The sequence below is a fragment of the Kosakonia sp. N21 genome, assembly GCF_050587465.1.
Lineage (GTDB): Bacteria > Pseudomonadota > Gammaproteobacteria > Enterobacterales > Enterobacteriaceae.
Genome location: NZ_JBOBHR010000002.1, coordinates 24,269 through 48,820 on the forward strand (window position 1 = coordinate 24,269; position 24,552 = coordinate 48,820).

At 56.4% G+C, this 24,552-nt stretch carries 26 protein-coding genes; 16 read left to right on the forward strand and 10 right to left on the reverse strand.

The features are described from left to right. Positions 1-33: 33 nt before the first annotated feature. From ACQ3G7_RS03860 to ybiJ, 3 genes are all read left to right on the forward strand, one after another. On the forward strand, positions 34-648 hold the full coding sequence (locus ACQ3G7_RS03860; protein WP_430888917.1) for a flavin reductase family protein: 615 nt from the start codon (positions 34-36) through the stop codon (positions 646-648). A 50-nt stretch (positions 649-698) separates the two neighbouring features. Continuing rightward, on the forward strand, positions 699-965 hold the full coding sequence (locus ACQ3G7_RS03865) for a DksA/TraR family C4-type zinc finger protein (RefSeq protein WP_430888918.1): 267 nt from the start codon (positions 699-701) through the stop codon (positions 963-965). 285 nt (positions 966-1,250) lie between these two features. Further along, entirely contained in the window at positions 1,251-1,511 is a 261-nt protein-coding gene (gene ybiJ / locus ACQ3G7_RS03870; RefSeq protein ID WP_061494558.1) for a DUF1471 family protein YbiJ, read from the forward strand. Between the two features lie 115 nt (positions 1,512-1,626). On the opposite strand, the gene ybiB is transcribed toward ybiJ, so the two are convergent. From ybiB to ACQ3G7_RS03885, 3 genes are read right to left on the reverse strand one after another with little or no spacing between them, the layout of a single operon-like run. Further along, positions 1,627-2,592: a DNA-binding protein YbiB gene (ybiB, locus tag ACQ3G7_RS03875; RefSeq protein ID WP_430888919.1), complete on the reverse strand. Its 966-nt coding sequence runs from the start codon at positions 2,590-2,592 to the stop codon at positions 1,627-1,629. A 25-nt stretch (positions 2,593-2,617) separates the two neighbouring features. Beyond that, positions 2,618-4,759 (reverse strand): ATP-dependent DNA helicase DinG, encoded by a 2,142-nt coding sequence (dinG, locus tag ACQ3G7_RS03880; RefSeq protein WP_430888920.1) that lies wholly within the window; start codon positions 4,757-4,759, stop codon positions 2,618-2,620. A gap of 31 nt (positions 4,760-4,790) precedes the next feature. Continuing rightward, positions 4,791-5,132, reverse strand: a complete 342-nt coding sequence (locus ACQ3G7_RS03885; RefSeq protein ID WP_430888921.1) for a hypothetical protein — start codon at positions 5,130-5,132, stop codon at positions 4,791-4,793. Between ACQ3G7_RS03885 and licT the strand changes: the two genes are divergently transcribed. From licT to ACQ3G7_RS03905, 4 genes are all read left to right on the forward strand, one after another. Continuing rightward, complete coding sequence (gene licT / locus ACQ3G7_RS03890; protein ID WP_430888922.1) at positions 5,089-5,928, forward strand: BglG family transcription antiterminator LicT; 840 nt, start codon at positions 5,089-5,091, stop codon at positions 5,926-5,928. The two genes, ACQ3G7_RS03885 and licT, sit on opposite strands and share 44 nt — an antisense overlap. A gap of 122 nt (positions 5,929-6,050) precedes the next feature. Beyond that, positions 6,051-7,889, forward strand: coding sequence for a beta-glucoside-specific PTS transporter subunit IIABC (locus ACQ3G7_RS03895; RefSeq protein ID WP_430888923.1), 1,839 nt, complete (start codon positions 6,051-6,053; stop codon positions 7,887-7,889). A gap of 11 nt (positions 7,890-7,900) precedes the next feature. Further along, positions 7,901-9,373 (forward strand): glycoside hydrolase family 1 protein, encoded by a 1,473-nt coding sequence (locus tag ACQ3G7_RS03900; RefSeq protein ID WP_430888924.1) that lies wholly within the window; start codon positions 7,901-7,903, stop codon positions 9,371-9,373. A gap of 9 nt (positions 9,374-9,382) precedes the next feature. Next, positions 9,383-10,774, forward strand: coding sequence for a glycoside hydrolase family 1 protein (locus tag ACQ3G7_RS03905; protein ID WP_430888925.1), 1,392 nt, complete (start codon positions 9,383-9,385; stop codon positions 10,772-10,774). A 94-nt stretch (positions 10,775-10,868) separates the two neighbouring features. Here the strand turns inward: ACQ3G7_RS03905 and rhlE are convergent, their stop codons facing one another. After that, positions 10,869-12,335, reverse strand: a complete 1,467-nt coding sequence (rhlE, locus tag ACQ3G7_RS03910) for an ATP-dependent RNA helicase RhlE (protein ID WP_430888926.1) — start codon at positions 12,333-12,335, stop codon at positions 10,869-10,871. Positions 12,336-12,391: 56 nt separating this feature from the next. Here rhlE and ACQ3G7_RS03915 point away from each other — a divergent pair, with 56 nt between their 5' ends. Genes ACQ3G7_RS03915 through ACQ3G7_RS03940 form a run of 6 tightly spaced genes read left to right on the forward strand, consistent with a single transcriptional unit; the run spans position 12,392 to position 18,207 of the window. After that, positions 12,392-12,601 (forward strand): hypothetical protein, encoded by a 210-nt coding sequence (locus ACQ3G7_RS03915; protein ID WP_263097431.1) that lies wholly within the window; start codon positions 12,392-12,394, stop codon positions 12,599-12,601. Then, positions 12,570-13,244, forward strand: coding sequence for a transcriptional regulator CecR (cecR, locus tag ACQ3G7_RS03920; RefSeq protein ID WP_430888927.1), 675 nt, complete (start codon positions 12,570-12,572; stop codon positions 13,242-13,244). Before ACQ3G7_RS03915 ends, cecR begins: the two co-directional genes overlap by 32 nt. After that, the gene (hlyD, locus tag ACQ3G7_RS03925) at positions 13,244-14,236 is read left to right on the forward strand and encodes a secretion protein HlyD (protein ID WP_430888928.1); all 993 of its coding nucleotides are present in this window, start codon (positions 13,244-13,246) and stop codon (positions 14,234-14,236) included. The genes cecR and hlyD overlap by 1 nt, the downstream gene beginning before the upstream one ends. Then, positions 14,229-15,968 (forward strand): ATP-binding cassette domain-containing protein, encoded by a 1,740-nt coding sequence (locus tag ACQ3G7_RS03930; protein ID WP_430888929.1) that lies wholly within the window; start codon positions 14,229-14,231, stop codon positions 15,966-15,968. The genes hlyD and ACQ3G7_RS03930 overlap by 8 nt, the downstream gene beginning before the upstream one ends. Beyond that, positions 15,958-17,091, forward strand: coding sequence for an ABC transporter permease (locus ACQ3G7_RS03935; RefSeq protein WP_430888930.1), 1,134 nt, complete (start codon positions 15,958-15,960; stop codon positions 17,089-17,091). Before ACQ3G7_RS03930 ends, ACQ3G7_RS03935 begins: the two co-directional genes overlap by 11 nt. 9 nt (positions 17,092-17,100) lie before the next feature. After that, the gene (locus ACQ3G7_RS03940) at positions 17,101-18,207 is read left to right on the forward strand and encodes an ABC transporter permease (protein WP_263097436.1); all 1,107 of its coding nucleotides are present in this window, start codon (positions 17,101-17,103) and stop codon (positions 18,205-18,207) included. A 36-nt stretch (positions 18,208-18,243) separates the two neighbouring features. Here ACQ3G7_RS03940 and ACQ3G7_RS03945 read toward each other — a convergent pair whose 3' ends face one another. Then, positions 18,244-18,681: a YbhQ family protein gene (locus ACQ3G7_RS03945; protein WP_430888931.1), complete on the reverse strand. Its 438-nt coding sequence runs from the start codon at positions 18,679-18,681 to the stop codon at positions 18,244-18,246. A 132-nt stretch (positions 18,682-18,813) separates the two neighbouring features. On the opposite strand from ACQ3G7_RS03945, the gene ACQ3G7_RS03950 reads away from it, so the two are divergent. Genes ACQ3G7_RS03950 through ACQ3G7_RS03960 form a run of 3 tightly spaced genes read left to right on the forward strand, consistent with a single transcriptional unit; the run spans position 18,814 to position 21,775 of the window. Further along, positions 18,814-19,575, forward strand: coding sequence for an endonuclease/exonuclease/phosphatase family protein (locus tag ACQ3G7_RS03950; protein ID WP_430888932.1), 762 nt, complete (start codon positions 18,814-18,816; stop codon positions 19,573-19,575). After that, positions 19,572-20,810, forward strand: coding sequence for a cardiolipin synthase ClsB (gene clsB, locus ACQ3G7_RS03955; protein WP_263097439.1), 1,239 nt, complete (start codon positions 19,572-19,574; stop codon positions 20,808-20,810). The genes ACQ3G7_RS03950 and clsB overlap by 4 nt, the downstream gene beginning before the upstream one ends. Next, complete coding sequence (locus ACQ3G7_RS03960; protein ID WP_430888933.1) at positions 20,810-21,775, forward strand: lysylphosphatidylglycerol synthase domain-containing protein; 966 nt, start codon at positions 20,810-20,812, stop codon at positions 21,773-21,775. Before clsB ends, ACQ3G7_RS03960 begins: the two co-directional genes overlap by 1 nt. 4 nt (positions 21,776-21,779) lie before the next feature. Here ACQ3G7_RS03960 and ACQ3G7_RS03965 read toward each other — a convergent pair whose 3' ends face one another. The 5 genes from ACQ3G7_RS03965 to moaC all read right to left on the reverse strand — a co-directional run bounded on the left by ACQ3G7_RS03965 (position 21,780) and on the right by moaC (position 24,551). Beyond that, on the reverse strand, positions 21,780-22,502 hold the full coding sequence (locus tag ACQ3G7_RS03965; protein WP_430888934.1) for a Bax inhibitor-1 family protein: 723 nt from the start codon (positions 22,500-22,502) through the stop codon (positions 21,780-21,782). A 104-nt stretch (positions 22,503-22,606) separates the two neighbouring features. Beyond that, positions 22,607-23,314, reverse strand: coding sequence for a Bax inhibitor-1/YccA family protein (locus ACQ3G7_RS03970; protein WP_430888935.1), 708 nt, complete (start codon positions 23,312-23,314; stop codon positions 22,607-22,609). A gap of 59 nt (positions 23,315-23,373) precedes the next feature. After that, positions 23,374-23,826, reverse strand: a complete 453-nt coding sequence (moaE, locus tag ACQ3G7_RS03975) for a molybdopterin synthase catalytic subunit MoaE (RefSeq protein ID WP_263097443.1) — start codon at positions 23,824-23,826, stop codon at positions 23,374-23,376. A gap of 1 nt (position 23,827) precedes the next feature. Continuing rightward, a complete protein-coding gene (moaD, locus tag ACQ3G7_RS03980) occupies positions 23,828-24,073 on the reverse strand; it encodes a molybdopterin synthase sulfur carrier subunit (RefSeq protein WP_263097444.1) in 246 nt (81 codons plus the stop codon). Next, a complete protein-coding gene (gene moaC / locus ACQ3G7_RS03985; protein WP_430888936.1) occupies positions 24,066-24,551 on the reverse strand; it encodes a cyclic pyranopterin monophosphate synthase MoaC in 486 nt (161 codons plus the stop codon). Before moaC ends, moaD begins: the two co-directional genes overlap by 8 nt. Between the last annotated feature and the right edge of the window lies 1 nt (position 24,552).

Consider the following 24,552-nt stretch of genomic DNA (forward strand, 5'->3'; position numbering starts at 1 on the left):
CTGAAGAAACTTTTTCCATCACCCGGAAGTGCTATGTACTTTTATGAACCGGCGAAAGGCCACGGCCTGCCGCACGACCCGCTGAATGCAATTATTGGTCCCCGCCCTATTGGCTGGATTGCGTCTCTGGATGGCCAGGGCCGACGTAATCTTGCGCCATACAGTTTTTTTAACTGCTTCAATTATCGTCCGCCCATTATCGGCTTCGCCAGCAGCGGCTGGAAAGATAGCGTACGCAATATCACTGAAACCGGAGAGTTTGTCTGGAATCTGACCACCCGCGATTTAGCCGTGCGCATGAACGAAACATCCGCCTCGCTGCCGCATGGCGAAGATGAATTTGCCCGGGCAGGTCTGACGCCTGTAACAGGCCGTCTTGTCAGTGCTCCGCGCGTGGCAGAGAGCCCGGTTAACTTTGAATGTCGCCTGTCGCAGTGCATCCAACTAACCGCTGCCAACGGCACGGCACTGGATACCTGGCTGGTGCTGGGGGAGGTTGTCGCGGTGCATATCGATGAATCACTGCTGGAAGACGGTGTTTACCAGACGGCAAAAGCCCAGCCAGTACTGCGCGCAGGTGGCCCATCGGCCTATTACGGCATCAGTGAAGCGTTGCGCTTTGACCTGATTCGCCCGGATAACCGGTAAGCCGCTTCTCCGGCCTGAGTGACTATACTTACTCTACGGAGGGCAACATTATGGCTTCAGGTTGGGCAAACGACGATGCAGTACAGCAACAGATCGACAGCACCATTGATGACGCGGTCGCCCGCGCCCGTCGCGACATACCGACAGGCGAAAGCCTGACGGAGTGCGAGGAGTGCGGTGAACCGATCCCGGAAGCGCGTCGCAACGCGATCCCTGGGGTACGTTTATGCGTGGCCTGCCAGCAGAAGAAAGATTTACATAACTCTACATTTTCAGGATATAATCGTCGCGGATCGAAAGATAGCCAGCTTCGTTGACCTTTCCTGACGGTTGTAACCAGCGCAAGCGCTTGCTTTTACATCCACAGATTTTCCCCTGCCACGTAGCAAAATGTGCCGCAAAATTGTTCGCCACGCGCCTCAACCGCAAAACGCCGGTTTTTCATCAATAAATCTGTTTAAATTCAAAAGATTACTTCTTGTTCAATTTTTTAGAATAAGGCTGTCAATTCTCTTCGATTTTATCTCTTGCGAAAAACCGTGATACTTATCACATCGACGGAACATCGTCCCATACACAGAATAACCTGCGAGAGATTAACTATGAAAACCATCAAATATGCTGTTGCTGCCATCGCCCTGTCCACCCTCTCTTTTGGTGCGTTCGCTGCGCAATCCGTAAGCCCGGCTCAGGCCGAAAACCTGAACAAAATCGGCGTCGTGTCTGTCAACAACGCTGACACGCTGGACGGCCTGGAAGCCAAACTGGCTGAGAAAGCAAAAGCGGCTGGCGCATCCAGCTACAGCATTACGTCCGCTAACGGCAATAACAAAATGAGCGGCACTGCGGTTATCTACAAATAACCTCCCCTGTTCTACCCCCTGGCGAACTAACCCTCCGCCGGGGATGCTCCACCCTCATTGACCCTGTTGTTACCCTGTTGTTTGCCCGTCCAGGAATGTGACGGGCTTTTTTTTGTCAAAAACTTGCCGCCACTCGCGCAAGACCCGCTTCCAGCGTCTCCGCTTCACCCGTAGCGACCAGGCAGCAGGCCAACTGAATCTTCAATGATTCTGGCACCGCTTCACGCCCGGCAATGCAGCGCTCAATCCAGCGGGCGGTGCTCTCGGCGTCTTTCGCCACGCCTTCAGGCGACACCTGTTCAGGCGCATCATTGCGGGTAAACAGCACGCGCTCGCCCTGCGCATCGATCAGCGTAATCTGCGGGCAGCGCTGCGGATTCGCATAAACTTCCCCTTCCGTCCCGTGCATCAGCAAGCCACGCCCACCGATATCAGCAAAAAATTTGCCAACGCGGGTGATATATTCCGGGTGCGAAACGCTGGACAAACGCAACGCTGCTGCTTTTTCAAACGGTGTCGCCAGTTTCGCCAGCGTGTGCGCACTGTTGCGCACGCCCATACGCCAGCGCATCGCCAGCTGTTTTTCCAGCGGCGGACAGAGTGCGCTCACCGGAATATAGACTGGCTGATGCCCTTCCAGGCGCGCCTGCGCCTGACCTGCGTGCAGCGTGGGGTTAATGCCCAACAAAGTGAAAATCGTTTCAGTGACCACGCGGGTAGGATCTTCGCTCACACCGTGCACCAGCACCGGAAAGCCGAGCTTCGTCAACAGAATGGCCAGCAGCGGAGTTAAGTTGGCCTGTTTGCGCGCGCCGTTGTAGCTAGGAATCACAATCGGCATCGGTTTTGCCACCGGGGGCGTCAGTTTGATGGTGTGATGCTGCATTGCGTCGTAAAAGCCGCGCATTTCCGCCTCACCTTCCCCTTTAATGCGCAGGGCAATCAGGATACCGCCCATTTCCAGATCCGGCACATCGCCATTAAGCATGTGCGTGTACAAACCACGAGCGGTGTCAACATCGAGATCCCGGGCGTGATGCTTTCCCCGGCCGATCTCTTTAATGATGGTGCGGTAATCCATGGGAACTCCTTGCGTGCTCACATCGTTAACGGCGCCTGCGGCGCTTTTGTTCTGGTTTCTTCACTATAACGTCCGGCATCGCCGGTTGTGAAATAGGAAACACCGGCAGCGCATCGAGAAGGCGTTTACCATAGCTTTTGGTCAGCAGGCGCTTGTCGTAAATCACCACTTCACCATGGCAGCCGTGGCTACGGATCAGTCGCCCCACCTGCTGGATCAAATTGAATGACGCGCTGGGCAGGCTCTGGACCTCAAACGGGTAGCGATTCAGGCTTTTTAACCATTCGCCTTCGGTGATCACCACCGGGCTGTCGATGGGCGGAAAGGCAATTTTATGAATGTGCACCTGCGTCAGGTAATCGCCTTTTAAATCCAGCCCCTCGGCAAAAGATTGCAAACCGACCAGCACGCTACGTTCACCGCCATCAATGCGTTTACGGTGCAGCTCCACCAGTCGATAACGGGGTTGATCACCTTGCACCAGTAACAATAAACGCAGATCGGTCACGTAACTCAAAAAGAGCTGCATCGCCCGCTGACTGGCGAACAACACCAGCATCCCCGGATGGGCTTTACTTTCCACCTGCTGACGAAACCAGGTTGCCATTTCGGCAATATGCTGCTCTTCATTTTCGATCAGCGGCTCATAGCGCATCTGCGGGATGACAATTTTGCCCTGCTCCACATGGTTAAACGGCGAATCCAGCGTGACAAAACGGTCTCCGGCCTTCTCTTTCAGGCCGCTCATCTCCTGCAAACGATTAAAACTGTTCAGCGAACGCAGGGTGGCGGAGGTCACCACAATATGCGGTATGCTGCGCCACAGCAGCTTTTCCAGCTGATCACTCACGCGAATGCCAACGCAATGAAACAGCATATGCAATTGCCCATCGCGCACTTCCCGCGTGGCCCACTTAGACACTGGCGCGCCGGAAGCTTGCGCCATGGAAGCCAGCCGCCATAGCTTACTCTGGCTTTCAAACATGCCCAGTGCACGGTTCATTTGCAGGATCACGCGATGCAAGCGGACGATATCGTGGCTGCCGGTCTTCTCGCTTAAATCATTCAGGAAAAGCTCCGCCAGGCCGCGCAGCATCTCGGTCAGTTTCGCCAGCCGCTGGCAGATAGCCATCACCTCATCCGGCAGTTCGCCCATCGCAAAACGGTGTTCGGCTTCCTGGCCTGCAGGAAGATAGAGATTGAGTATGTTGTTCAGCGACGCGATCAGTTCATACAGCTCTTCGCAGTGGGCGTTAAGACGCTCCGGGGTTGCCAGCGGCGGTGTGGTTTTTGGCCGGAACTGCTCCAGACAGGTTGCCACCAGTTTGCAGAACAGATCGAGCTGGAGGCGGTACCAGGAGGCCGTAATTTCCGCGCTCATCTCCAGCGCGTCCCGCGCGACATCCGGCAAATGGTGGCCTTCATCCAACACCAGCAGCAGGTTTTTCGGCTCCGGCAATACCGCTTCGCTCTCCATGGCCGCCATCACCAGCGCATGGTTCGCTACCACCACTTCCGCTTCCTGAATTTCACGACGCGCGACAAAAAACGGGCATTCGCGGTAGTAGTGGCAGTTGCGGTTAAGGCAACTGGCTTTATCGGTGCTGAGACGCCGCCATAAATCATCACTGATGGCTTTGTCGGTATGATCGCGCAGGCCGTCCCATTTATAACTGTCGAGATCGGCTTTCAGCGCCGCGCAGTGCTTCTGTTCTTCCTGATTCCCCGGCGTCAGCTCATCATCCAGAAACGCCAGCAGATCCTGCTGATTCGGCTCAGAGCTGGCCAGCGCGGTGAGATTGCGTGGGCACACGTAGCGACCGCGACCGAAGGCGGCGGTAAAGCGCAAATCGGGGATAATTTTGCGCAGCAGCGGCAGATCTTTGCTGAAGATTTGATCCTGCAAGGCAACGTTAGCGGTGCTGACCACCAGCGTTTTTTGCTCTTCGCGGGCAATGGCGATGCCGGGAATCAAATAAGAGAGGGTTTTCCCGACGCCGGTTGGCGCTTCAATCGCCAGATGCCGCCCTTCATCGCCCGCCAGCGTTTTCGCCACATCGGCAATCATCTGCCGCTGCGGGGCGCGGGGAATAAAGTCCGGGATCTGTTGTTGCAACGCCTTATACCAGGCGGCAATCTGCGCTTTTAGCGCGGCGGTAAGGGCCATTCGACAACCTGAAATACTGTATAAACAGCCACTATTGTGGCATTTTTAGCGCCCCGGGGGTAACGGTTTTTGCAATGCCGGAAGCCGTCGCCAGAAAATATCCCTCCGGTTGCAAATACAGGATATTTTTCGCAGCGCCGATCACAATTTGGCATATCAGGTCATCAATGCCCTGAGTGACGCGTTGATCATTTATTCGGGCAATGCTAGTTTTTACCTGCATTACGCTTGTTACCGAATATCGGGCAAAACCTAAATGCAGACTATGAGGACAAATCCGTCCGCGGCTGTATTTACGTTTTGCCCGTTTTTGTTTGCAGGAGTTGGCGATGCTGGTCAAACAAATATTAAATAATAACGTTGTCAGCGCCATTGATGAGCGTGGGCTTGAGGTTATTCTTACCGGCCGCGGTCTTGGGTTTAATACCCACACCGGTGCCAGCGTGGATACCCAGGCCATCGAAAAAATATTCCGTCTGCAGGATTCGCAGGTCTCCGCCCGATTCAAAGATTTGATCAGCGAAGTGCCGGTAGAAATACTGCAACTGACCGATGATATCGTCGCCCTGGCGCGCGCAACGCTGCCGCATAAATTAAGTGAAGGCCTGTACGTTACTCTGGCCGATCATCTTCATTTCGCCCTACAACGCAGCCAGAACAGCGAAGTGCTGCCCAATCCGCTGGAGTGGGAAGTGCGCCATTTCTATACCGCAGAGTATGGCATCGGCCGGCAGGCGCTTGGCATGGTGGTAGCGCGTACCGGTACCTTATTACCCGATAGTGAAGCCTGTAGCATCGCCCTGCATATTGTGAACGCCGGGCTGAACGACACGATGGGTAAAACCACGCAGATTACGCGCCTTATTTACCAGTTGCAGAATATCGTTAAATATTTTTTCAGCCTGCCGCTCGATGAGCACAGTCTGAATTATCAACGCTTTATTACCCATTTAAAGTTTTTCGCCCAGCGGGTGATTGATGGTGTGGTGTTAAATAATGACGACGAGGAATTATTTGCCATGGTGCAGCGTCGTTATCAGACAACCCTGAAGTGCGTTGACGCCATTAATGAGTTTGTCGGTAAAAATTATCACCACACCATGAGCAACTCGGAAAAGCTCTACCTGACCGTGCATATCGAAAACGTCGTGCAACGGGCAGAGTCGTAAAAAATATTCTTTCCAGGCTTGTTACTGTTAAATCAGGCAAACCCCAGAAGAACAAAGCGCCGGTTTATCACCGGTAATTGTTATGACACCTGCAATGCAGGCGTCAGTCTGGAGGAATGACCATGAACTATCAGGATACCGCGCAGCAGATCATTACCCGGATCGGCGGCAAGGACAATATTCTGTCGCTGTTTCACTGCATCACCCGTCTGCGTTTTTTACTGAAAGATCACGACAAAGCTGACCGTGCGGCGCTGGAAGCCCTGGATGGCGTGATAGGCGTGAATATTTCAGGCGACCAGTATCAACTGATTATCGGCAACGACGTTGCCCCCTTGTGCGAAGCGCTGCTGGCAAAACTGCCGGGAGTCTCATCCGGCGGCGCGGTGCAGCATGGCAAACGCCGCAATCCGATTTCCGTGGTGCTGGAGGGACTATCCAGCATCTTTTCGCCCATCATTCCGGCCATTGCCGGGGCCGGTATTCTCAAAGGGGTGCTGGCGCTGCTGGTCGCCATGCACTGGCTGGAAACCAGTAATCAAACGTACCAGATCCTGCTGGCGATCAGCGACGGCGTTTTCTACTTTATGCCGCTGGCGCTGGCGTTCAGCGCCGCCAATAAATTCGGCGCTAACCCGTACGTTGCCGTCGCGCTGGCCGCCGCCCTCTTCCACCCCGCTATTCAGACACTGTTTAAGTCCGGTGCTCCGGTCAATTTCATGAGTTTGCCAGTGCCAACAGTGAACTATGCCTCTACCGTTATCCCGATTTTACTGGCGGTCTGGCTGCTCAGTCGGGTGGAGAAGCTGATTGATCGCATCATGCCAGGCGCGTTGAAAACCATGTTTGTCCCGCTGCTGAGCCTGGTGATTGTCACCCCCATCACGCTGATCGCCATTGGCCCGCTGGGCATTTTTGCCGGTAACGCGTTGTCTGGCGGCATTATCTGGCTGGTGGAAAATATGGGTCTCGTCGCGGGCGTGGTGGTGGGCGGCACGCTGTCGATGATCATCATCACCGGCATGCACTATGTGCTGGTGCCAATCATGATCAACAACATCAGCCAGATGGGTTTCGACCCGTTCAAGATCCTCTTTTATGTTGCCAACCTCGGCCAGGCTGGCGCGGCCTTTGGCGTATTTCTGCGCGCCAAAGACCGGAAGCTGAAGTCGCTGGCGCTGACCACCAGCTTTAGCGCCGCGATGGGCATTACCGAACCGGCGATGTACGGCATCAACATTCGCTATAAACGCCCCTTTGCCGCGGCCTTGATAGGCGGTGCTTGCGGCGGCGGTTTCGCCATGGCAATGGGAGTCAAAACCTACGCCTTTGCGCTCAGCGGCTTACCGGGTCTTCCGGCACTGGTCGGCCCCACCTTCCTGTGGGCGCTGATCAGTATCGCCATCTCGTTTACCTGCGCCGCCGTGGTCACGGTGATCCTTGGTTTTGAAGAAACGGTGGTCGCCGGCATCAGCCCGATGCCAGTGGCGCGCAGCGAAGAGAAGCTGTTTGCCCCCGTCAGTGGTGAACTGAAAGCACTGAGCACACTCAGCGACCCGGTCTTCGCCGATGAAATTTTTGGCAAAGGACTGGCGATTTACCCCACCAGCGGTGAGCTGCGTTCGCCGGTCAACGGCAAGGTGGAGTCGCTGTTTGAAACCCACCACGCGCTGGCGCTGCAAAGCGATACCGGTGCAGAGGTCCTGATCCATATCGGTATCGACACCGTCAAGCTGGGCGGGCGCCACTTCACCAGCCACACCACTGCCGGGCAGATAGTTGAGGTGGGCGATTTACTGGTGAGCTTTGACCTTGCGGCGCTGAAAGCCGAAGGCATCGACCCCAGCGTGATTGTGGTGGTCACCAACAGCGAACAGTACGGCGATATCAGCCCGGTGAAAGCAAATGGCGATGTCGCCAGCCGGGACGCATTTCTCACACTGACCGCGACAGCGGCGTAAGGAGCAGACGTATGGCATTTTCGAAAGCATTTCCGGACGGTTTTTTATGGGGCGGCGCCACAGCCGCTAACCAACTGGAAGGCGCATGGAACGTGGGAGGAAAAGGGCTATCGGTCTCTGATGTCTATACCTTCGACAACGACATGCCCCGCGAACGCTGGCTCGATCAGTGGCTGGGTATGACCCACGCGCAGGTACGTGAAGCGCAGGATCCGAACAGCAAAAAATACTACCCCAAACGCAAAGGCAACGACTTCTATCACCACTTTAAAGAGGATATCGCGCTGTTTGCCGGGATGGGCTTTAAATGCTTCCGCATGTCGATTGCCTGGACGCGCATCTTCCCGCGCGGTGACGAAACCACGCCCAACGAAGCCGGGCTGGCATTTTACGATGAGGTGTTCGACACATTACTGGCACACGGCATCGAGCCCATTGTCTCGCTGTCGCACTATGAGATGCCGCTGGCGCTGGTCACCGATTACGGCGGCTGGCCAAATCGTCAGGTGGTGGATTTTTACGTGCGCTTTGCCACCACGGTGTTCACCCGCTATCGCAAAAAAGTGAAGTACTGGATGACCTTTAACGAGATCAACTGCGTCAAGCATCATCCGTATGTCAGCGTTGGGGTTATCGAAGAGGACAACCCGCATCTTGAGCAGGATAAATACCAGGGCGCGCATCACCAGTTTGTTGCCAGCGCGCTGGCGACCAAAGCCTGCCACACCATCATTCCCGGCTCGCAAGTGGGCTGCATGATCAGCTACCAGATGCTCTATCCGCACACCTGCCACCCGGACGATTTGCAGGCCTGCGAAGAGATGCAGCGCGTGTCGCTGTTCTTTAGCGACGTACAGGCGCACGGCTACTACCCGGCGTATACCGATCGCATGCTGGCGGAGAAAGGCGTTACGCTGCAAAAAGTGGTCGGCGACGATGAGATCCTGCGCCAGCATCCGGTGGATTTTGTCTCCTTCAGTTACTACATGTCGAGCACCGTCAGCGCGCACCCGGAAAAACTGGAAGGCGCGGAAGGCAATATGATCACCGGCGGCATTCGCAACCCGCACCTGCCCACCAGCCAGTGGGGCTGGCAGATAGACCCGAAAGGGCTGCGTCTGGCGCTCAACCAGCTGTATGACCGCTACCAGAAACCGTTGTTTATTGCCGAAAACGGTCTGGGCGCAGTTGACACCGTCAACCCGGATGGCTCGATTGATGACGATTACCGTATTGATTACCTGCGCCAGCACGTGGAACAGATGCAGGAAGCCATCGGCGATGGCGTCGATCTGTTCGGTTATACCTGGTGGGGACCGATTGATGTGGTCAGCGCAGGCACGGCGCAAATCTCCAAACGCTATGGGTTTATCTATGTGGACCAGGATGATATGGGCAACGGCACACAGGCCCGCTCGCTGAAGAAAAGCTATCACTGGTATAAAAAACTGATCGCCTCCAACGGCGAAGATTTGACGGATTAAGGAGCAGAAATGGCTGTTTTCCCGAAAGATTTTTTATGGGGCGGCGCGATTGCCGCCAACCAGGCTGAAGGCGCATGGAATGAGGACGGCAAAGGGCCGTCGATCGCAGACGTGGTACGCGGCGGCATCGCCTCCGGCAAGCATGATGCGGTGATTGATCCCAATCTTTATTACGCCAGCCATCAGGCGATTGATTTTTATCACCATTACAAAGAGGACGTGGCGCTGTTTGCCGAAATGGGTTTCACCTGTTTCCGCACCTCGATTGCCTGGACGCGCATCTTCCCGCGCGGTGATGAAACCACGCCCAACGAAGCCGGGCTGGCTTTTTATGACAATCTGTTTGATGAGTTGCTGAAGTATGGCATCGAGCCGGTGATCACCCTTTCCCACTACGAAACGCCACTGGCACTGTATCAGGAGTACGGCGGTTGGAAGAACCGCCAGCTGATTGATTTTTTTGCCCGCTACTGCGAAACGGTATTCCACCGTTACAAAGGCAAGGTCAAATACTGGATGACCTTCAATGAGCTGAACAACATGAACCGCATGCCCTTCGCCACCGGTGCGGTGGATGCTGACGCCAGCGCACAGGCGATCTGGCAGGCCAACCATCACCAGTTTGTCGCCAACGCGCGGGCCAACAAGCTATGCCATGAGATTATCCCGGGGGCGAAAATTGGCTGCATGTTGTCGCTGAGCACCGTCTACCCGGCCACCTGTAATCCGGAGGATATCTTCTCCACCCTGCAGTTGCGCCGTCGCTCACTGTTTTTCTCTGATGTGATGATGTTCGGTCAGTACCCGGCATTCGCTCCGCGGCTGTTTCGCGAGCTGGGTGTTGAACTGGAGATTGCCGAGGGCGATCTGCAACTGCTGGCAGATTACCCTTCCGATTATCTTGGCTTTAGTTACTACCGCAGCGTGCTGCATCAGACTGGTGGGCAATTCCGCATTGATACCGGCGGAACGGCCGGGTTGGATAACCCATTCCTTGAGAAAACGGAATGGGGCTGGCCCATCGATCCGCAGGGCTTTCGCATTGTCTGTAACGAGCTGGCGGATCGCTACCGTAAGCCGCTGTTTATCGTGGAGAACGGTTATGGCGGCGTCGATGAAGTCGAAGCTGACGGGCAGATTAACGATTTGGCGCGCATGGATTATGGCCGCCGCCATATTCAGGCGATGGCGGAAGCCATTGAAGATGGCTGCGATATCATGGGCTATACGTGGTGGGGCCCCATCGACATTGTGAGCGCCGGTACTGGTGAAATGAAAAAACGTTACGGCTTTATCTATGTGGATAAAGACAATGACGGCAACGGTACCCTGAAGCGCAGTAAGAAGAAGAGTTTTGACTGGTATCAACAGGTTATCGCCAGTAACGGTGGGATTCTGTAGAGAGCGAAAACGAATTTGCAAGCCCGATAAAACAAAGACGCCACCCGGCAAATGAATGCCGGATGGCGCTTATCTGATCGGCAGAACCAGACGATTACTGTGCGGCGGACGGTTTGCGCGGACGACGACGGGATGCATTGCCTGCTGGTTTAGCGGCTCCGCCGTCAAGACGACGTCCGCCAGCTGGCTTAGCCGCACCACCATCAGGACGACGTCCACCTGTCCCACCTTCGCTACGGCGAACACCTTCCGGCTTAGCGGCCCCGCCTTCACTGCGGCGCGGTGTGCGCGGTTTTTGCGCTTCGCCATCGTTGCGACGCGGTGCTGCCTGACCACGACCGCCACCGCCCTGCCCGCGACCACCACCCTGACGACCGCCGCCCTGGCCGCGACCATTCTGAATGGGTTCGGCTTTGATTGACGGGTCCGGATCGTAGCCCGCTAATGCAATGCGCGGGATCTCTTTCTTCAGCAGGCGCTCGATATCGCGCAGCAGTTTATGCTCATCAACGCACACCAGCGACAGTGCTTCACCGGTTGCAGCCGCACGGCCGGTACGGCCAATACGGTGTACGTAATCTTCCGGCACGTTGGGCAGCTCATAGTTCACCACGTGAGGCAGCTCTTCAATATCCAGGCCACGGGCAGCAATATCGGTCGCCACCAGCACACGAATGTCGCCGGATTTGAAATCCGCCAGCGCACGGGTACGCGCGCCCTGGCTCTTGTTTCCGTGGATAGCGGCGCTGGTAATGCCGTCTTTGTTCAGCTGTTCAGCCAGATGGTTGGCGCCATGCTTGGTACGGGTGAAGACCAGCACCTGCTGCCAGTTACCCTCGCCGATCATCTGCGACAGCAGTTCACGCTTGCGTTTTTTATCGACGAAATGCACATGCTGCGTCACCTGTTCAGACGCGGTGTTGCGGCGCGCCACTTCGATTTCCAGCGGGTTGCGCAGCAGTTTTTCCGCCAGCTGTTTGATCTCATCAGAGAAGGTCGCGGAAAAGAGCAGGTTCTGGCGTTTAGCCGGCAGCTTCGCCAGTACGCGGCGAATATCGTGAATAAAGCCCATATCCAGCATGCGGTCGGCTTCATCCAGCACCAGGATTTCCACGCTATCGAGCTTCAGCGCATTTTGGTGTTCCAGATCCAGCAGACGCCCTGGCGTCGCCACCAGCACATCCACACCACCGCGCAGCTTCATCATCTGCGGGTTAATGCTGACCCCGCCAAACACCACCATCGAGCGGATATTCAGGTACTTGCTGTACTCGTGGACGTTTTCACCCACTTGCGCCGCCAGTTCACGGGTCGGCGTCAGGATCAGCGCGCGCACCGGACGGCGGCCTTTCGCGTGCGGCTCGCTCTGGATCAGGCGCTGCAACAGCGGCAGGGTAAAACCGGCAGTTTTGCCGGTACCCGTCTGGGCGCTGGCCATCAAATCGCGGCCTTGCAACACAGCCGGGATGGCCTGCTGCTGAATAGGGGTTGGCTGAAGGTAACCCTGCTCTGCGACCGCGCGCAGAATTTCCGGATTCAGGCCAAGGGCATCAAATGACATAACAACTCCGCACCGCCCCGACCTGTCACAGGTGTAGTTTTCGAGGAGATAATAATTTGATTGATGACAAAAACCACAATGCCATGAAGGGGCGGAGTGTATCAGCTTTTGTGATCACACGCATAAAATATCCCACAAAGAAAGCGCAGCGGGAGAATCGTTCAGCCCAGGCTGGACAAGAACAAAAACGCACCTTAAAGTTAATCAATCGATTGATTAATTATTATTGCGCCCATGAATACGACACCGACAACCAGCAAAGGTGAACAAGCCAGAAGCCAGCTAATTGCCGCCGCACTCGCGCAATTTGGCGAATATGGCTTACACGCCACCACCCGGGATATCGCCGCGCAAGCAGGGCAAAATATTGCCGCCATTACCTACTACTTTGGTTCCAAAGACGATCTCTACCTTGCCTGTGCACAGTGGATAGCCGACTTTATTCATGAAAACTTCCGCCCTCACGCGCAGGCGGCGGAAGCGTTGTTTGCCCACCCCGATCCGGATAAAGAGGCCATTCGCGAACTGATCCACCGGGCCTGCAAAAGTATGATCACCCTGCTGACGCATGATGAAACGCTCAACCTGAGTAAATTTATCTCCCGTGAGCAGCTCTCTCCCACCCGCGCGTACCAGCTGGTGCATGACCAGGTGATAGCACCGCTGCACAGCCACCTGACCCGCCTGCTTGCGGCCTACACCGGCCTCGACGCGGGCGATACGCAAACCATTATTCATACCCACGCGCTACTGGGTGAAATTCTCGCTTTTCGTCTCGGGCGGGAAACCTTTTTGCTGCGCGCCGGATGGACACAATTCGATGCCGAGAAATCATCGCTGATTTTTCAGGTCATCACCTGCCATATCGATTTGATTTTGAAAGGATTAACGCACAGGAGTCCCGAGTGATGAAAAAGCCCGTCGTGGTGTTAGTAGTTGCGATTATTGTGCTTGCCGTGCTGGGCGGCGGCTGGATGTGGTATCAAAGCAAACAGGAAAACAGCCTGACGCTGTATGGCAATGTTGATATCCGCACGGTCAATCTGAGCTTTCGCGTGGGCGGTCGACTGGCCTCGCTGGCGGTGGATGAAGGGGACGCCATTAAAAGCGGCCAGTTGCTCGGTGAATTAGACAAAGCGCCGTATGAAAATGCCCTGTTGCAGGCGCAGGCCAATGTCTCCACCGCGCAGGCGAAATACTCGCTGGCGACGGCGGGCTACCGCGATGAAGAGATAGCCCAGGCGGTTGCCGCCGTGAATCAGGCGCGTGCGGCCTATGATTATGCGCAGAACTACTATCAGCGCCAACTGGGGTTGATAAAAAGCCACGCGATTCCGGCCAATGACCTGGAAAACGCACGATCCTCACGGGATCAGGCGCAGGCCACGCTGAAATCCGCGCAGGATAAACTGAGCCAGTATCGCGCCGGGAATCGTCCGCAGGAAATCGCCCAGGCCAAAGCCGGCCTCGAACAGGCAGAAGCCGCACTGGCGCAGGCGCAACTGGATTTGCAGGACACCGCGCTTATCGCCCCGGCGAACGGCACGCTGCTGACCCGCGCCGTGGAACCCGGCAGTATGCTCAGCGCGGGCGGCACAGTGCTGACGCTCTCCTTAACCCGCCCGGTATGGGTACGCGCCTATGTGGATGAACGCAATTTGCAACAGGCGCAGCCCGGTCAGGAAGTGATGCTGTACACCGACGGTCGCCCGAACAAGCCGTATCGCGGCAAAATCGGGTTTGTCTCCCCGACCGCCGAATTCACGCCCAAAACCGTTGAAACCCCGGATTTACGTACCGACCTGGTTTATCGCCTGCGCATTATCGTTACCGATGCCGACGACACGTTGCGCCAGGGCATGCCGGTCACCATCCATTTTAACGAGGCGCGTCATGAGTGAGGCGACCATCCATCTGCACGGGCTGGTAAAACGCTTTCCCGGCATGGATAAACCCGCCGTGGCGCAACTCAACTGCACCATCAACGCCGGTTACGTGACCGGGCTGGTCGGGCCGGATGGCGCCGGGAAAACCACGCTGATGCGCATGCTTGCAGGCTTAATGAAAGCGGATGAAGGCAGTGCGCAGGTGATGGGTCTGGATCCGATACGCAACGACAGCGAACTGCATGCCATGCTGGGTTATATGCCGCAAAAATTTGGCCTGTATGAAGATTTGACGGTGATGGAAAACCTCAATCTGTACGCCGATTTGCGCAGCGTCACTGGCGAAAAGCGGCAGCAGACATTTTCGCGTTTGTTGGCGTTTACCGCACTGGCCCCGTTTACTGACAGGCTGGCGGGGAAACTCTCCGGCGGTATGAAACAGAAACTCGGGCTGGCCTGTACGCTGGTCGGCGAACCGAAAGTGCTGCTGCTGGATGAACCCGGCGTCGGCGTCGATCCGATCTCCCGTCGCGAACTGTGGCGAATGGTGCATGAACTGGCCGGTGAGGGGATGCTGATCCTCTGGAGCACCTCCTATCTTGATGAAGCCGAACAGTGCCGCGAAGTGCTGCTGATGAACGAAGGGGAATTGCTCTACCAGGGCGAACCGAAAGCGTTGACGCAGACCATGGCCGGGCGCAGTTTTCTGGTTTCCAGCCCGCAGGAGAATAACCGCCGGTTGCTACGTCGGCTGCTGAAACAGCCCCAGGTCAGCGACGGTATGATCCAGGGGCGCTCGGTACGCATGATCCTGAAAAAACAGGCGCAGGCGCAGCAGATCCAGGCCGCTGAAAATATGCCGCCTTTAGACATCGCGCCAACAGCGCCGCGCTTTGAAGATGCGTTTATCGATCTGCTTGGCGGCACGGGAACCGCAGAATCACCGCTCGGTTCAATTCTGCATACGGTAGAAGGCAATGCGCAGGAAACGGTGATTGAAGCCAAATCCCTGACCAAAAAATTTGGCGACTTTGCCGCCACCGACCATGTGAACTTTGCGGTAAAACGCGGGGAAATTTTTGGCCTGCTTGGCCCTAACGGCGCCGGGAAATCCACCACCTTTAAAATGATGTGCGGTCTGCTGGTGCCCACGGACGGCCAGGCGCTGGTGCTGAATATGGATCTGAAAGTCAGCTCCGGAAAAGCACGCCAGCACCTGGGTTATATGGCGCAGAAATTCTCCCTCTACGGCAACCTGACGGTGGAACAAAACCTGCGCTTTTTCTCCGGTGTTTATGGTCTGCGCGGGCGGGCGCAGAACGAGAAAATCGCCCGCATGAGCGAGGCATTCGGTTTAAAAAGTATTGCCGACCATGCCACAGATGAATTGCCGCTCGGTTTTAAACAGCGCCTGGCGCTGGCCTGCTCGTTAATGCATGAACCGGATATTTTGTTTCTCGACGAACCGACATCCGGAGTCGACCCGCTGACGCGCCGCGAGTTCTGGCTGCATATCAACAGCATGGTGGAAAAAGGGGTGACGGTGATGGTCACCACCCACTTTATGGATGAGGCGGAGTATTGCGACCGCATTGGGCTGGTCTATCGCGGAAAGCTGATCGCCAGCGGTACGCCGGACGCGCTAAAGGCGCAAACGGCCGACGCGGACACGCCCGATCCCACCATGGAACAGGCGTTTATCACGCTGATTCATAACTGGGATAAGGAGCATCATAATGAGACTTAACGCGTTATCCTGGCGGCGCGTACGCGCGCTGTGCGTGAAAGAGACACGGCAAATTGTGCGCGATCCCAGTAGCTGGTTGATAGCGGTCGTGATCCCGTTGTTGTTGCTGTTTATTTTTGGCTACGGCATCAACCTGGACTCCAGCAAGCTGCGCGTTGGTGTGCTGTTGGAGCAGCGCAGCGAAGAGGCGCTGGATTTCACCCATACGCTGACCGGCTCGCCGTTTATTGACGCCACCATCAGCGATAACCGCCAGCAACTGATCCAGATGATGCAGGCCGGGCGTATCCGCGGCCTGGTGGTGGTGCCGGTCAATTTTGACGCACAAATGGCGCGCCCCGGCGATACCGCGCCGATTCAGGTGATCACCGACGGCAGTGAACCCAACACCGCCAACTTTGTGCAGGGTTATCTGCAGGGGATCTGGCAACTCTGGCAGCAGCAACGGGCGGACGATCGCGGCGAAACCTTCGAATCGTTGATCGACATTCAGACGCGCTACTGGTTTAACCCGGCAGCCATCAGCCAGCATTTTATTATCCCGGGCGCAGTCACCATTATCATGACGGTGATAGGCGCGATCCTGACATCGCTGGTGGTGGCGCGCGAATGGGAGCGCGGCACTATGGAAGCGTTGCTGTCGACGGAAGTGACGCGGGCGGAACTGCTGCTGTGCAAACTGATCCCCTATTACTTTCTCGGCATGCTGGCGATGTTGCTGTGCATGCTGGTATCGGTCTTTATTCTCGGCGTGCCTTATCGCGGTTCGTTAGTGGTGCTGTTTTTTATCACCAGCCTGTTTCTGCTCAGTACGCTGGGGATGGGCCTGCTGATCTCGACCGTTACCCGTAATCAGTTTAACGCGGCGCAGGTGGCGCTGAATGCGGCATTTTTACCGTCGATTATGCTGTCCGGTTTTATTTTTCAGATCGACAGCATGCCGGCGGTGATCCGCGCGGTGACCTATATCATTCCGGCGCGCTATTTCGTCAGCACCCTGCAAAGCCTCTTTCTGGCGGGCAATATCCCGGTGGTGCTGATGGTGAATGTGCTGTTTTTGGTGGCCTCGGCAACGATGTTTATCGGCCTGACATGGCTGAAAACGAAACGCAGACTGGATTAAGGAAAAGCCATGTTTCACCGTTTATTGACGCTGATCCGCAAAGAGTTGCAGTCGCTGCTGCGCGAACCGCAAACCCGCGCCATTCTGGTGCTGCCGGTGCTGTTGCAGGTGCTGCTGTTCCCCTTCGCCGCCACGCTGGAAGTGACGAATGCCACCATCGCTATCTACAACGAAGACAACGGCAAACATGCAGTGGAGTTAACCCAGCGTTTTGCCCGTGCTAAAGCGTTTACCCATGTTCTGCTGCTGAAAAACCCGCAAGCAATCCGCCCGACGCTTGATACGCAACAAGCACTGCTGCTGGTGCGTTTCCCGGCGGATTTTTCGCGTAACCTGGATAGCGGCGTCACCGCGCCGATGCAGTTAATCCTCGACGGGCGCAACTCCAACAGTGCGCAAATTGCGGCCAACTATTTGCAGCAAATCGTCAAAGATTATCAGCAGGAGTTAATCCGCGGGCAGAAAAAGCCCAACAACAGTGAGCTGGTGGTGCGCAACTGGTATAACCCGAACCTCGACTATAAATGGTTTGTGGTGCCGTCGCTGATTGCCATGATCACCACCATCGGCGTGATGATTGTGACATCGCTGTCGGTGGCGCGCGAACGCGAACAGGGCACGCTGGACCAACTGCTGGTGTCGCCGCTGGCCACCTGGCAAATCTTTGTCGGCAAAGCCGTACCGGCGCTGATTGTCGCCACCTTTCAGGCCACCATCGTACTCAGCGTCGGTATTCTGGCGTATCACATCCCCTTCGCCGGTTCGCTGCTGTTGTTCTATTTCACGATGTTGATTTATGGCCTGTCGCTGGTCGGTTTCGGCCTGTTGATCTCGTCCCTCTGCGCCAACCAGCAGCAGGCATTTATCGGCGTGTTCGTCTTTATGATGCCGGCGATCCTGCTCTCGGGTTATGTCTCGCCGGTCGAGAATATGCCGGTCTGGTTGCAGGATTTAACCTGGGTCAACCCGATCCGGCATTTTACCGACATTACCAAGCAGATTTATTTGAAGGATGCCAGCTTCGCGATTGTCTGGCAGAGCGTCTGGCCGCTGCTGGTGATTGCAGCGACCACAGGGTCAGTCGCGTATGCGCTGTTCAGACGGAAAATTATGTAACCCGGCGCGCATCAGCATGGCCGTTATTGCTCAGCGTTACCGATGTTCGCGGGGATTGGCAGCATTGCCGCGTTGATGCAAACCGAACGATTTAGCGGGAAGTTTTCTCTCTTTCGTTAACAGCGAAACCACCGCCGGGCCGGCAAGGATAGCCATCCCGGCGAGGGCCAGCAGAACGTTGTTTTGCAGCACGCGGGAAAGCAACCAGATGACAATCAGCGACGCGCCAAAATACCAGGTGGTCGTCAGCTCTTCCAGCACATCGCCAGCCTCACGCCAGCGGGCGTCGTGGTGACGCTGTAAGAACAGCATCAGCAGCACGGTCACACCATACAGCACGCACAGGCCTAAGCCCACACGCACCAGGGCGCCGCTCATCCAGCCCATCACCAGCACCGCCACAATCAGCATGTGCAACATAATCTGCCAGCAACTCAGACCTGTCGCGACGCGAACGCGTTGTTGCCACTTCATGGCCACTCTCCTGAAGGATTTTTATCTGTTAGAAGAGTACTCGCATTTACGGAAAATTCCGTAACCCCGCCATTTTTTGTGACAGGGACTACAATTTATTTCATTGAGGAGAGTGACGCTGGCAGGAGATTTATGACCCAACAAGCGCGACATTTTTCATTGAAAGTGCTCACCATTAATACCCACAAAGGCTTTACCGCGTTTAACCGGCGCTTTATTTTGCCTGAGCTTCGCGATGCCGTGCGCACCGTCAGCGCCGATATCGTCTGCCTGCAAGAAGTGATGGGCGCACACGAAGTGCACCCGCTGCATGTGGAGAACTGGCCGGATACCACCCACTACGAATTTATCGCCGATACCATGTGGAGCGATTACGCCTACGGTCGCAATGCGGTCTATCCGGAAGGACATCACGGTAACGCCGTGCTGTCGCGCTTTCCGATTGAGCATTATGAAAACCGCGATGTCTCCATCGACGGCAGCGAAAAGCGCGGTCTGCTCTACTGCCGTATTGTGCCACCGGATTTCGGGCGGCCGGTGCACGTTATGTGTGTGCATCTGGGTCTGCGGGAAGCGCACCGCCAGTCGCAACTCACCATGCTGGCGGAATGGGTCAATGCCTTGCCGGAAAATGAGCCGGTCGTGGTGGCCGGTGACTTTAATGACTGGCGGCTTCGCGCCAACCATCCCCTGAAAATTCAGGCCGGGCTGGAAGAGATCTTCACCCGCGCCCATGGCCGCCCGGCGCGCACATTTCCGGTGCGCTTCCCGTTGCTGCGCCTCGACAGAATCTATGTCAAAAACGCCAATGCCAGCGCACCGACGGCGCTGCCGCTGCGCAACTGGCGGCATCTCTCCGATCATGCTCCCCTCAGCGCGGAGATCCATTTATGAAATGCAGCTGGCAGGAAGGAAACCGCATCCAGTTACTGGAGAATGGCGACAACTACTACCCGGCGCTGTATGAGGCGATCGCGCAGGCGCAGCAAAAGGTGATCCTCGAAACCTTTATCTGGTTTGAAGATGACGTTGGCCGGGCGTTGCAACAGGCATTGCTCCGCGCAGCACGGCGCGGCATCAGCATTGAAGTGCTGCTGGATGGATATGGATCGCCGGACTTAAGCGAACAGTTTGTCAGTGAGCTGACTTCCGCTGGCGTCGTTTTCCGCTATTACGATCCACGCCCGCGGCTGTTGGGTATGCGCACGAATCTCTTTCGCCGCATGCACCGCAAAATTGTGGTGATCGATAACACGGTGGCGTTTGTCGGCGGCATTAACTATTCCGCCGAACATGTGACCAGCTACGGCCCGGAAGCCAAGCAGGATTACGCGGTGCGTGTTGAAGGCCCGGTGGTGGAAGACATTTTGCAGTTTGAGCTGGAAAACCTGCCAGAGAACGCCCCGGCAAGACGCTGGTGGCGACGCCGTCGTCACCGCCCGGAAGAGAACCGCAAACCGGGCGAAGCGCAGGCGCTGTTTGTCTGGCGTGATAACGATGAGCACCGCGATGACATTGAGCGCCACTACCTGAAGATGCTGGCCAATGCCCGGCGGGAAGTGATTATCGCCAATGCCTACTTCTTTCCCGGTTATCGCCTGCTGCACGCCATGCGCAATGCCGCGCGGCGCGGTGCCTCGGTGAAGCTAATTGTTCAGGGCGAGCCGGATATGCCGATCGTCAAAGTCGGTGCCGAACTGCTCTACAACTACCTGCTAAAAGGCGGTGTGCAGGTCTATGAATACCGCCGTCGCCCGTTGCATGGCAAAGTCGCGCTGATGGACGATCACTGGGCTACGGTCGGCTCCAGCAATCTTGATCCGTTGAGCCTGTCGCTGAACCTGGAGGCCAATCTGATCATTCACGATCGCGAGTTTAACCAGACGCTGCGGGAGAACCTCCATACCATTATTGCCCAAGACTGCCTGCGGGTGGATGAGTCGATGGCGCCGAAACGCACCTGGTGGAATCTGGCCAAAAGTGTGGTGGTGTTCCATTTTTTGCGCCACTTCCCGGCGATGGTCGGCTGGTTGCCCGCGCACACACCGAAACTGGCGCAGGTGGCAGCGCCCGTGCAACCTGAAATGGAGACCCAGGATCGGGTCGAGAATTCGGAGGTGAAGCCCTGATGTCGACCTCTCATCCGCGCTGGCGGCTGGCGAAAAAAATGCTCACCGGCGTGTTCTTTATTGCCGTTGCGGTGTTGCTGGTGCTGTATGCGCAGAAAGTGAACTGGGATGATGTCTGGAAGGTGATCCGTGATTACAACCGCACGGCGCTACTCAGCGCCATCGCGCTGGTGATTGTCAGCTATCTGATCTACGGCTGTTATGACTTGATGGGTCGCGCCTGGTGCGGGCACAAACTGGCCAAACGCCAGGTCATGTTGGTGTCGTTTATCTGTTATGCCTTCAATCTGACGCTCAGTACCTGGGTGGGCGGTATCGGCATGCGTTACCGGCTCTACTCCCGGCTGGGGCTGCCGGGCAGCACCATCACACGCATTTTCTCATTAAGCATTACCACCAACTGGCTGGGTTATATTCTGCTCGGTGGGCTGATTTTTACCTTTGGTGTAGTGCAGATCCCGGCGCACTGGTATATCGATGCGCACACGCTGCGCATTATCGGCATCGTGTTACTACTGGTGATTGCGTTCTATGTGTGGAGCTGCGCGTTTGCCAAACGCCGACACATGACGGTGAAAGGGCACAAACTGGTGCTGCCATCGTGGCGGTTTGCCGTCGTGCAGATGGTGATTTCCAGCGTCAACTGGATGGCGATGGGCGCTATCATCTGGTTGCTGATGGGCATGCAGGCGGATTTCTTCTTTGTGCTCGGCGTGTTGCTGGTTAGCAGCATCGCCGGGGTGATTGTGCACATCCCGGCGGGTATCGGCGTGCTGGAGGCGGTTTTTATTGCGCTTCTGGCGGGTGAACACGTCTCCCAAGGGACGATTATTGCCGCCCTGCTCGCGTATCGCGTGCTTTACTACTTCCTGCCGCTGTTGCTGGCGCTGGTGTGCTATTTGCTGCTGGAGAGCCGGGCAAAAGCGCTGCGCAAGAAAAATGCGCAAACGCTGGCGAAACCGTAGTGAATTAACGGGAAGATCCACCGCTACCGGGAGACAGCGCGGTGAGGATCTCCGCCAATAGCCTGAGGATCTCAAACAGTGCCACACTCATTCCCAGGTACACCGCCAGCGCGCCGCGAATAGCGCAGCATTGTACGGTGGTAAAGTTGCGGTGATACAACTCGCGGGCAGATCCTGTGATACGCGGTGTTTGATACGCCGTCGTCAGGCTAAACAGCAACACCAGCGACATGCTACCGATCCACAACCAGACGCTACTGTGCAGTAAGCTGTTGACCAGCGCGGAGAGGCCAAGCCCGATCAGGACCATCACAAAACAGTACCCGCCGCCGCGAAGCATGGCCCCGGTAAAATGGGCCAGCGCCGCGCTGGTGAGGAACATCCCGCCAACCACGGCAAACGCCAGCGCCAGAGAGGACAACGTGAAGATGCTGGCAAACAGCAAGCCGGTAAGCAGGCTCATCACGCACAAGCAGCAGAACGCCAGCCGGGTGCCGAAACGCGCGAAAAACAGATTAAGGGTGAGACCGCACGCGAACCACAGGATCGTCAGTACGGCAATCAGCCAGCCATGAGCGGTGAACGCGCGAACCGGCATCACGTCCAGCACCCACCAGGCAGCGCCAAGGCTCAATGCCATGCCCGCCGCCAGCCACAGACACACGCCTGTTATCAGCTCTGTCGGGGCGATCTGCGGCGGCTGTATCCAGCCAAAGGGCTTCATCATTATCCTCCTTGATCCCCTGCCGCCTGGCAGGCAAAGAAATCCCGGCCGGAGCCGGGATTTGATCATATCATGACGTTTCGCCTGTCAGGCTTTCGACAAAAGCCTTAGCGACGGTTGCCGAAAATGCGCAACAGCATCAGGAACAGGTTGATAAAGTCGAGATACAGCGTCAATGCGCCGAGAATGGCGGTTTTACGCAGTTGCGAAGCGTCGTTGAGGTCGATCTGCTGGCCGATGTTTTTCAGCTTCTGCGTATCATAGGCTGTCAGGCCGACAAAGATCACCACGCCGATGTAGGTCACCGCCCACATCAGGGCTTCGCTCTTCAGCCAGAAGTTAACGAGTGAGGCGAGAACAATACCAATCAGCCCCATAAACAGCATATTGCCGAAGCCGCTTAAGTCACGTTTGGTGGTGTAACCATACAGGCTCATGGCACCAAACATCCCGGCGGTCACCACAAAGGTCGCGGCGATGGATTCAGCGGTGTAGATAAAGAGAATGCTGGAAAGCGTCAGCCCGGTTAACGCCGAATAGAGCATAAACAGCGAGGTTGCCACCCCGGCGCTCAGTTTATGAATAAGCCCGGAGAGGACAAACACCAGCGCCAGTTGCGCGATAATCAGGCCAAAAAAGGTAACCTGGCTGGAGAACACCAACGCCATGACAGCAGTGTTACCGGCAGCATACCAGGCAACGAATGCGGTCAGTAACAGACCGCAGGTCATCCAGCCGTACACCTGCGCCATGTAGGTTTGCAACCCGCTGCGGGTTTGCTGGACGATCGAGTCGGAACGAGGATAACGGTCCATAGTCACTCCTGAATAATGGGTTAACGCTTAATAAGATTAACACATCCCGGTTCAACGCATTACCAACGCTTTGCCGCCTGCTTGTCGCTGTCGCGGGCTTCAACCCAGCGCTCGCCTTCGGGGGTGGCTTCGCGCTTCCAGAAAGGCGCGCGGGTTTTCAGGTAATCCATAATAAACTGCCCGGCGTCAAACGCGCTGCTGCGATGGGCGCTGGCGACGCCGACAAAAACAATTTCATCGCCCGGCCATAGCTCGCCAACGCGGTGGTAGACCGTGACCCGCCCCAGCGGCCAACGGGCGCGCGCTTCACTGACTATTTCCGCCAGCGAGCGTTCCGTCATCCCCGGATAGTGTTCGAGCGTCAACGCGCTGACGCTGTCACCGAGATTGTGGTTACGCACTTTGCCGGTAAAGGTGACCACCGCGCCGTCCTCATCGCGCGCCGCCAGCCAGGTGTATTCATCGCCGACGTTGAAAGCGGCATGTTCGACGCAAATCCGTGTTTCACTCATTTCAGCCCCCGGTCACCGGTGGGAAAAAAGCCACTTCATCACCGCTGCTCAGCGGGTGATCAAACGTGACCAGCGTCTGGTTGACTGCCGCCAGCAATTTGCCCTCTTCCAGTGCCAGCGCCCAGCGTTCGCCTTGCGCCGCCAGATGCTGACGCAGCGCCTCGACGGTGGGAAAAACGGTGTCAGACGCCATGCTGTCACAGCCCACCAGCTCGCGCACCTGCGCGAAAAAAAGGATCTTAATCATCGCTGTCCCCCCTGAAATCCCCGGACTTGCCGCCGCTTTTCGCCAGCAGGCGCACCGGGCCAATCACCATATCTTTCTGCACGGCTTTGCACATGTCATAAATGGTCAGCGCCGCAACAGAGGCTGCGGTCAGCGCTTCCATTTCCACGCCGGTTTTCCCGGTCAGGCGGCACAGTGCTTCAATGCGTACACGGTTGTGTTCCGGCTGCGCCTGCAACTGCACTTCCACTTTGCTCAGCAGCAACGGGTGGCACAGCGGGATCAGCTCCCAGGTGCGTTTGGCCGCCTGGATCCCGGCAATGCGCGCGGTGGCGAACACATCACCTTTGTGATGGCTGCCGTCGATAATCATGGCCAGTGTTTGCGGTAACATGGTGACGAATGCTTCGGCGCGGGCTTCGCGTACGGTTTCCGCTTTCGCGGAGACATCGACCATATGCGCTTCGCCATCGGCATTAATATGGGTCAGTTGTGACATA

Coding starts and splice junctions, on each gene's coding strand:
- hlyD (WP_430888928.1), top strand. CDS start 13,244: ATGAAAAAGCCCGTCGTGGTGTTAGTAGTTGCGATTATTGTGCTTGCC.
- dinG (WP_430888920.1), bottom strand. CDS start 4,759: ATGGCCCTTACCGCCGCGCTAAAAGCGCAGATTGCCGCCTGGTATAAG.
- clsB (WP_263097439.1), top strand. CDS start 19,572: ATGAAATGCAGCTGGCAGGAAGGAAACCGCATCCAGTTACTGGAGAAT.
- moaC (WP_430888936.1), bottom strand. CDS start 24,551: ATGTCACAACTGACCCATATTAATGCCGATGGCGAAGCGCATATGGTC.
- moaD (WP_263097444.1), bottom strand. CDS start 24,073: ATGATTAAGATCCTTTTTTTCGCGCAGGTGCGCGAGCTGGTGGGCTGT.
- ACQ3G7_RS03965 (WP_430888934.1), bottom strand. CDS start 22,502: ATGATGAAGCCCTTTGGCTGGATACAGCCGCCGCAGATCGCCCCGACA.
- ACQ3G7_RS03945 (WP_430888931.1), bottom strand. CDS start 18,681: ATGAAGTGGCAACAACGCGTTCGCGTCGCGACAGGTCTGAGTTGCTGG.
- ACQ3G7_RS03905 (WP_430888925.1), top strand. CDS start 9,383: ATGGCTGTTTTCCCGAAAGATTTTTTATGGGGCGGCGCGATTGCCGCC.
- ACQ3G7_RS03930 (WP_430888929.1), top strand. CDS start 14,229: ATGAGTGAGGCGACCATCCATCTGCACGGGCTGGTAAAACGCTTTCCC.
- ybiJ (WP_061494558.1), top strand. CDS start 1,251: ATGAAAACCATCAAATATGCTGTTGCTGCCATCGCCCTGTCCACCCTC.
- ACQ3G7_RS03895 (WP_430888923.1), top strand. CDS start 6,051: ATGAACTATCAGGATACCGCGCAGCAGATCATTACCCGGATCGGCGGC.
- ACQ3G7_RS03865 (WP_430888918.1), top strand. CDS start 699: ATGGCTTCAGGTTGGGCAAACGACGATGCAGTACAGCAACAGATCGAC.
- ybiB (WP_430888919.1), bottom strand. CDS start 2,592: ATGGATTACCGCACCATCATTAAAGAGATCGGCCGGGGAAAGCATCAC.
- moaE (WP_263097443.1), bottom strand. CDS start 23,826: ATGAGTGAAACACGGATTTGCGTCGAACATGCCGCTTTCAACGTCGGC.
- ACQ3G7_RS03960 (WP_430888933.1), top strand. CDS start 20,810: ATGTCGACCTCTCATCCGCGCTGGCGGCTGGCGAAAAAAATGCTCACC.
- ACQ3G7_RS03885 (WP_430888921.1), bottom strand. CDS start 5,132: ATGGCGCTGACAACGTTATTATTTAATATTTGTTTGACCAGCATCGCC.
- licT (WP_430888922.1), top strand. CDS start 5,089: ATGCTGGTCAAACAAATATTAAATAATAACGTTGTCAGCGCCATTGAT.
- ACQ3G7_RS03935 (WP_430888930.1), top strand. CDS start 15,958: ATGAGACTTAACGCGTTATCCTGGCGGCGCGTACGCGCGCTGTGCGTG.
- rhlE (WP_430888926.1), bottom strand. CDS start 12,335: ATGTCATTTGATGCCCTTGGCCTGAATCCGGAAATTCTGCGCGCGGTC.
- ACQ3G7_RS03860 (WP_430888917.1), top strand. CDS start 34: ATGTACTTTTATGAACCGGCGAAAGGCCACGGCCTGCCGCACGACCCG.
- cecR (WP_430888927.1), top strand. CDS start 12,570: ATGAATACGACACCGACAACCAGCAAAGGTGAACAAGCCAGAAGCCAG.
- ACQ3G7_RS03900 (WP_430888924.1), top strand. CDS start 7,901: ATGGCATTTTCGAAAGCATTTCCGGACGGTTTTTTATGGGGCGGCGCC.
- ACQ3G7_RS03950 (WP_430888932.1), top strand. CDS start 18,814: ATGACCCAACAAGCGCGACATTTTTCATTGAAAGTGCTCACCATTAAT.
- ACQ3G7_RS03940 (WP_263097436.1), top strand. CDS start 17,101: ATGTTTCACCGTTTATTGACGCTGATCCGCAAAGAGTTGCAGTCGCTG.
- ACQ3G7_RS03970 (WP_430888935.1), bottom strand. CDS start 23,314: ATGGACCGTTATCCTCGTTCCGACTCGATCGTCCAGCAAACCCGCAGC.